4 protein-coding genes and 1 pseudogene are annotated in these 8,417 nt (G+C 40.0%); all 5 read right to left on the reverse strand.

Annotated elements, in window-relative coordinates:
* Nucleotides 1-31 precede the first annotated feature (31 nt).
* On the reverse strand, nucleotides 32-322 hold the full coding sequence (locus F981_RS04650; RefSeq protein ID WP_016539541.1) for a chorismate mutase: 291 nt from the start codon (nucleotides 320-322) through the stop codon (nucleotides 32-34).
* Entirely contained in the window at nucleotides 315-1,655 is a 1,341-nt protein-coding gene (locus tag F981_RS04655; RefSeq protein ID WP_004718883.1) for a hypothetical protein, read from the reverse strand. Before F981_RS04655 ends, F981_RS04650 begins: the two co-directional genes overlap by 8 nt.
* Nucleotides 1,656-1,903: 248 nt before the next feature.
* Nucleotides 1,904-3,733 (reverse strand): dihydroxy-acid dehydratase, encoded by a 1,830-nt coding sequence (ilvD, locus tag F981_RS04660; protein ID WP_004718884.1) that lies wholly within the window; start codon nucleotides 3,731-3,733, stop codon nucleotides 1,904-1,906.
* A 586-nt stretch (nucleotides 3,734-4,319) separates the two neighbouring features.
* Nucleotides 4,320-5,114 (reverse strand): trimeric autotransporter adhesin/peptidogylcan-associated protein TpgA, encoded by a 795-nt coding sequence (gene tpgA / locus F981_RS04665; protein WP_004718885.1) that lies wholly within the window; start codon nucleotides 5,112-5,114, stop codon nucleotides 4,320-4,322.
* Between the two features lie 63 nt (nucleotides 5,115-5,177).
* Nucleotides 5,178-8,417, reverse strand: a pseudogene (ataA, locus tag F981_RS04670) (trimeric autotransporter adhesin AtaA); the annotation flags it as partial.

Here is an 8,417-nt window from a genome sequence, read left to right on the forward strand (position 1 = left end):
TTTTTATGGTGAAATTGAAATCACATCACCATTATGGACGGATTTCTTTTAATTCTCTTTGGATAAAGTGCTGAATCATTTCCCGATAAAGCATTTCCACCAAATCAGGGTTGGTACCAACATCTATGGCTTTCTGACGTACTTTATTAATTACTTGTTGTACACGCTCTGGAGACTGTACGTCGTCTACATTACGTTTAAATCGGACAGCTTGATCAACATAAAATTGGCGGGTTGCAATCAGCTCAATCAGTTCCTGATCCAACTGATCGATTCGATCACGTACTTGTTCTAATGATTCACATTTCTCTTTTTTAATCATCTGTTTTTTCTGCATCCTGTGCTTCTATATGATGTTGAGCGCGTTCCAACTCATTCTCGGCTTTATACTTCTGTTCTAACACATTACTAAAAATACTTTCAATCATCCAAACCCGATATAGGCTATTAAAAACGTAACGCTTTCCTTCAATGCGCAATTCTAAAACAGGAAAATCAGGTTGATGCTTCTCTGCACATTGCTGATCATTGGCTGTTAATAAAGCTTCAACATCTGTATCTGTTAGATTTTCAATCCCTAAATCATGTTGCATTTGCTGTAAATGCGGCTTGAATGATAAATCACGCCCCTTGGTCCAAACCGCTTGTAAAATGTCATACATCACATCTACACGTTGCTCTTCTGGTACGCTGTAATAAAGCTTTGCCATATTTAAGGTGCTTTCAGCAGTCGGACGACAGAACGGGGTAAATTTCACTTCTGAGCGCTTGGAAAGACGGGTTGCCAAACTCCAATCAAAAAAGTCCCGACCGTGATAACTCAGCGGAAATAAGTTCAACTGAATATTATAATAATTTGCGAGTTCTTCTTTGATATATGCCAATAATAACCAACTGATTGGGTCTTCTAAGGCAATATATAAATCAAGTTCAGGATGCATGGCCTGAATTTCAGCAAGCTCTTCCGCATCACTCATCAAATGCTCACGCCATTCAATGTGATTGATCAGAAAAATAGGGTTATCAATCAATAATTTTTGTTGTTTTAAGCGACGAGTCAGCCGTAATAAATCATCCACTGCATGATATTTACGTCCACCAAATTCAAAATAGCTTTCTAAAATTGGGCTTTGACCAAAAATACGTTCTGGAAAATTCTGTGGTTTTTGATGCTGACTAGCCATCACGAATAAAGTGCGCAATTTGCCATACTGCTGTTGCCACAGCATATGGAATACATCTTCAAGTAAATAAAGAAAATTTTGACCGGTCAGCGGTGTATTTCTAAGGATTGTTTCCGCTTGTTGTAATGCTTCTTGAGTTGGTTGTTCTGGTTTTTCATCATCATAACTAAAGCGATGTTGATTGGCTAAGATTTTGGCGTCTTCTAAACTATAATTGCGCCATTCCTCTATAGTCATGCCATTGGGGGGTTCTGCTGCGGTATTGGAAATAATCACCTTAAGTGGCTTTAAATCATCACTTAAAAGATCTTCCAATTGGGTCAGTTGCTGTACAGCAAGATAACTATAAACATCATCTAAACGCAGATAAATACTCAGTCCCTGTTCCGTAGATAACACCTCTTGACGAATCGGCTTTTGGTAAAACCAACTCGATCGGATTGGATCAAACCAACGGCGTAACAGTGACATGCGTAGAGCCTCGAAATAAGCACTGAAAAATAAAAGAAAATCTGATTGAAACTCGCTCAAGCATACCATTCATTCACGGGTGATGCTGAGAAAATTAATTCTAACCAGTCATAACAAAACTTATAACAATTTGAATCTGAATGATCAATATCCCAAAACTCGATAAAATTTAAATCGTTAGGTCAATGCAATAAAAAGCACCCAATTCATGAGTGCTTTTGTTTTGTTTGGGAATCTTATTTTAACGCTTAGATTTCACGCACCGCACCTTTCGACGCACTGGTGGTATGCATAGCATAAGCTTTTAATGCTTTTGAAACCTTACGTGGACGTTCTTCAGCTGGCTGCCAACCTTTTTCGTCTTGAACTTTACGGCGTGCAGCTAAGGTTGCATCATCAACAGCGAGATGAATTGTACGATTTGGAATATCGATTTCAATCAAATCACCATCTTCAACCAATCCAATAACACCGCCCTCAGCAGCTTCTGGCGATACGTGACCAATGGAAAGACCTGAAGAACCACCAGAGAAACGACCATCTGTAAGTAAAGCACATTCTTTACCTAAACCTTTCGATTTTAGATAGCTGGTTGGGTAAAGCATTTCTTGCATACCCGGACCACCACGTGGACCTTCATAACGGATGACAACCACATCACCAGCTTTGATTTCATGACCAAGAATTGAATCTACAGCAGCGTCTTGGCTTTCAAAGACACGAGCCGTACCATTAAATTTCAGGATTGAATCATCTACACCCGCAGTTTTTACAATACAACCGTCTACAGCGATGTTTCCGTACAGTACAGCCAAGCCACCGTCTTTAGAGAATGCATGTTCAGCATTACGGATCACACCTTTTTCACGGTTACCATCTAAAGTTTGATAATAACGGTTTTGTGAAAATGCTGTTTGAGTCGGAACACCACCTGGTGCTGAACGGAAGAACTCGTAAACCTCTGGATCTTCGGTACGAATAATATCCCATTTATCTAAGGCATCTTTCAACGTATTTTCGTGTACGGTATAGACTGATGTATCCAATAGGCCTGCACGATCCAATTCACCTAGAATTGACATGATACCACCTGCACGATGGACATCTTCCATATGGACATCTTGTTTTGCAGGCGCAACTTTACACAACACAGGCACTTTACGCGATAAACGATCAATATCGTCCATGGTAAAATCAACACCTGCTTCATGTGCCGCAGCCAATAAATGCAATACGGTATTGGTTGAACCACCCATTGCAATATCTAGCGTCATCGCATTTTCATAAGATGCTTTGGTCGCAATTGAACGCGGTAATATGGTGTAGTCATCTTGTTCATAATGGCGCTTTGCCAACTTAACAATCAATTGACCGGCTTTTTCAAATAATTTTTGACGATTTGCATGGGTTGCTAAAGTTGAACCATTACCCGGTAAAGATAAACCAAGGGCTTCTGTCAAACAGTTCATTGAGTTGGCTGTAAACATACCTGAACATGAACCACAAGTTGGGCAAGCTGAACGCTCGTATTGTTTTACTTCTTCATCGGTAAAACTATCATCAGCAGCAACCACCATTGCATCAACGAGATCAATCGCATGTTCTGTACCACGGATTTTAACTTTACCCGCTTCCATTGGGCCGCCAGACACAAATACCACAGGAATGTTCAGACGCATTGCCGCCATTAACATTCCTGGTGTGATTTTGTCACAGTTAGAAATACACACCATGGCATCTGCACAATGCGCATTGACCATGTATTCAACAGAATCTGCAATCAAATCACGCGAAGGCAATGAATACAGCATGCCATCATGCCCCATTGCAATACCATCATCGACCGCAATCGTATTGAATTCTTTTGCCACGCCACCCGCTGCTTGAATTTGTTCAGCAACCAGCTGACCTAAGTCTTTCAGATGTACATGACCAGGTACAAATTGAGTAAATGAGTTGACTACCGCAATAATCGGTTTACCAAAATCTTCATCTTTCATTCCTGTTGCACGCCATAAGCCACGTGCGCCAGCCATATTTCTTCCATGTGTCGATGTTTTTGAACGATAGTCAGGCATTTGTATTTCCAACATTGTTTGAGCTTGAAATGAATATCAATTCACTCTGGCTAAATAAAACTGATGATATAGCAATAAATCAGTCGAAATATGAACACATCATACTATAACTTAGCATATAACCAATGATCTTGAGCATGATCTTTTTTTAAACAAGACGTGTCTATTGATATTCCAACAAGCTTTGTAGATAAATAAAACATTAGAATTTAATATAACGCTATCGTGTTGGATAAGACACAAAACTTCTATGAATAATTTTTTATTTTTTAATAAAAAATATTTATCATTTAACAAAATTCACTAAATTTTATTTTATAAAAGCTCTCTAAACGAACCTCGTTTATTCACTTTCAAACAGATTATTTCTGTTTAATCAAAATGTTTTTTTGCTGATGCTTCTGCTCGGTTAACTTGGCAATCGATATCATTTGGTGATGTATGATTTATTCAAAATAAACCAGAATAGTAAATAATTTAAAACGCCCGATGAATTTCATCGGGCGTTTGCATGCAATAAGGTTCAACCGATTTGAAGAATAAACACCTTCTTTTAAACTGAATTTATTTGATTATGCATTCAGTTTTACCAAGTGATGTTTACTCGACGATTAGGCGCTAAACACTCGACCAATTGAATTTTTTTGTTCATTCCATTGCATTTCTGATACACGTCAGTTTTATTTTCTGCTGAAAATTGAATTTGATCCGCAGGAATTCCTTGTTGTTTCAACAAATTTACAACGGTATTGGCTCTCGCTGCTGATAAACGTTGGTTATACGGAAATGAACCTAAACGGTCAGTATAACCTGCAACAAAAATCTTGCTATTCCCATCAGTTTGTTTAATTTGATCGGCAATTTTGCTAATCACTTCAGGATTTTTTACCCCACTTTTATCTGAATGATCAAAATAGAATAAAACACTGGCTGATTGACCTGTAGGGGATAGAGCCGTTTGTTCTGTCGAAGATTGGTTATTGATGCCCCAAGCCATCAGACCTTGGCATTGTTCACCTTTCCAATATAGATTTTCTGAACGGTAGTGCTTATCAAAGTCTATGCGCAACTGGCAACGTTTATATTGATTTGAGCTCGGCTCTCGAACATCCAATACGTAATTCCAAGTTTTAACAGCAAAAAGGCCTTCAGAAAATTGTGGATTCCCCAAAACATGGCGAATCTGATCTTTGCTTAAACCTTTATCTAAACGTGCCACGTCATCATATTCATAACGATTCACTTGCTTTAAATAACTGTCTTTCACTTCAGGAAAATGAATTTCTTGGGTATTTGATGTTTCAACTTCAGCAGCATGACTCAATGACATCACAAGACCACTGAATACACTGAACATAATTTTTTTGTTAAATGCTTTCATTTTTTCTCTCTTAAAAATTTGCGAAGAAAAAGGAAGACCGTCCGATCTTCCTCGTCTCGTGATTTAGTCAATTACACCACTGATACCAATACGAACACTTGGGTCGCCTTGAGATGCTGCCGCAACACCACCTGTAATCGACCAACGTCCATTGTCTGCAGTTTTACGTAAGGTCACACCTACCGCATTCTCACCACCATGGTATGCCGCACCTGCAGCATAGGTATATTTACCTGGAATATATGGTGCTGATTCAAGTGCCATTGCTGCTGCAATACCCGCATTGGCTTTTTTCTCAACATCATCAATCCGGTTATTGGTAATACGGAAAGCGTTGTCTAACTTGTTGCTGACATTGTCAATTTTGCTATTCAATGTTTGATCCGCTTGGTTCAATGCATCGATTGCACCACCGACATTGTTATACTTAGAGTCACCTACATTGTAAGTTGGGGCAGTGAAGCTACCCGTAATATTGTCATAGCCAGCACCGCCACCTAAGAATTCAACAACTTTTTGACCTGTTGTTGCAACTTTTTGGTTCGTTGCATTCAACTGAGAACCATTAACGGCATCTGTAGATGTCGCATTCACTGCCCCATCTTTAACACCTGTCACAACACGGTTACCATCTTTACCCGCCACACTCACACTGGTACCACCAGTATCTTTCGCAACTGTAACTGTTGCATCCTTACCTGCTTGTTGAACTAAGCCGACACTACCATTGTTAATATCATTTTTGATATTGCTGATATCCGTTGAGTTTTGATCAACTTGTTGCTGAACATTCCATAATTGACCACCATTTACAGCATCTTTAGAACCTTGGCTAACTGCACCATCTTTTACATTGCTAATGGTTGTGCCATTTGCACCACCACCAAGTGTAATCTTATCTTTTGATGCATCGTCATATTTAACGGCATTATTAGCAAGCTCATTGACATTGTTATTCACAGTGCCAATTGCGCTATCTAACTGCCCTTTATTAACTGCATCTGTAGCATTTACAGCATTTGCCACGTTGGTAATTGTTTTATTACCCGCGTTAATACCTGCCACCGTTACACTTGGTCCACCGGCAATGGTTAATCCTGTGTTGTTTATCACAACCGCATTATTACCAATTGAGAATCCAGTATTATTGAGAACCGTATCACCTGCTTTCACAGAATCAACTGTTAAATCTTTTGCTGTTGATACTTCATAGTTGTCTGAACCATCAGCATTTTTGCTCTTATTCACAACAATATTCTGACCATTAGAAACAGTCGTTTTAGATGTTGTTGCTGCAGAACCAATGGCTTTATCCAATGCTGTTAATGCATCACCGACATTCGACTGATTACCTTGTGCAACATTATAAGTTGGTCCAGTAATGGTGCCGTCAGCATTGACCTTCGCATTACCGCCCAAACCATTTACAAGTGCGTTTTGAGTGGTAACAACTTGGTTACCAACAGCTTTTAACTGCGCTACGTTTACAGCATCAGCATCTGCGCTACCCGCTGCAACACCAGTAATTTGACGATAAATACCGCTTGCCGCATCACCAACTGCTACTGCACCAGTTGTTGATGTTGTATTGCTAATTGCTGTTTTGTCTGCACTTGTTACAGCTGACAACGCATAACCCGCAACACCTGCACCAGTCGTCGCCGCTGAGCCATTGCCTAACACAACTGAACCAGCAACTGTTTTGGTTACATTGTTTCCAAGTACAAACGTATCATCTGTAAGCACTTGGTTATTATTACCCACAGAATAACTGTTTGCACCATCAACAATGGTCGGGTCACCAATCGCACCAGAATGGTTGCCTTTCACTTTATTGCCCGTACCAATACTGATTGATTGTGTACCTAATGCCTCAGCACCCTGACCAATTGCAATGGATTGTTTGCCCTCAGCTTTTGTATTGTGACCTAATGCAACAGCACTATCTGCACCCGTTGCCACAATTGCATTTACACCAATCGCTGTAGAGTTTAAACCACCTGCACTTGAGTCATTGGTTGTACCTAAATCACCTTTCGACATATCTGCATTGGTATGGAAGAACTTAATACCATCGGTATTCATCTTCTGTACTGTTTGGCCAATCGTCAGACGATCTGTGGTTTCTTGACCTTGCTTATCGTAGGTTAAGAACAATGAATCTTGGTTTTTATTGTCAGGTTTCGTATTTACAACTTGATCAATAATATTCACTTTGTTGCCATTACCATCTACAACTTCAGTGATGTTTTTCGTGACAGCTTGCTTCAATTGCTCTTCAGTCGCGGCTCTACCTTTAGTCGCAAAATCACTTGCTCTTAAGTCAGTATTACTTAAGCCTTCGATTGTATTGCTGGCTTTATTTACAACAACATTACCTACTGTCACTTTGTCGAAGTTTACGTCTTTCGCTGTCGCAACTTGATAATTACTTGAACCATCTGCATTGGTACCAGCAGTCACAACAACGTTGTCTCCTGCCGTAACTGTGGTCTTCGCTTTGGTTGCTGAATCTTTAATGCTGTTGATTGCACCATCAATTGTGTTTGAACCCGTGCCACCAATGTTGCTTGTCGTAATGATGCCAGTCGTTGCATCTCTCGTGGTCAAACCGCCAATTGCATTTTTCAGACTATTACCAACATCATACAATTGACTACCGTTGATCGCATCAGTTGATGTTGCGTTAATAGCGCCTGCTTTAACATTGGTGATTGTTGTTCCACCTGTACCTGCAAGGGTTACGCTATCGTAGTTTGCACTACCATCAGCATTCTTGTCGTACTTCACTGCAAACTTATCAGTTTCACCTTGCGATGCATTCAGGGTATTGATCGCTTTGTTAATGCTGGTTTCTGTGTTGCCACTACCGTCTTTCACTGTCAACGCTGTGTTATCTACACCTGCAATGGTATTGCCTGAGCCATCTTTAACCGAGATACCATCTTTACCGATCACTGTAGAACCATTTGTACCATTGGTGCCATCGTTCACTGTAATGCCAGTTAAGTTATTGAGGTTTTTATTTAACTCAATCGCAACTTGACCATTTGCAACCTTCGTAGTGATGTTGCTATCTGCACCAACAACTTCAACCGCTTCGCCTAACTTCTTGTTAACTGTATTGCCGTCTGCTGCTTTTAAGCCAAAGCCAGTATTAGTAAGACCTGTACTTAAGCTATCCAACTGACCTTTATTCACCGCATCGCTTGCTGCTGTCGCATCTGCTACATTTTCAACTTTGTTGCCATTTGCATCTAAACCATTTGCTTTCACTTTGCCTGCAAATACTGGTGCGTCTGC

It is taken from the genome of Acinetobacter guillouiae CIP 63.46 (genome assembly GCF_000368145.1).
In the GTDB taxonomy this organism is placed as follows: domain Bacteria; phylum Pseudomonadota; class Gammaproteobacteria; order Pseudomonadales; family Moraxellaceae; genus Acinetobacter; species Acinetobacter guillouiae.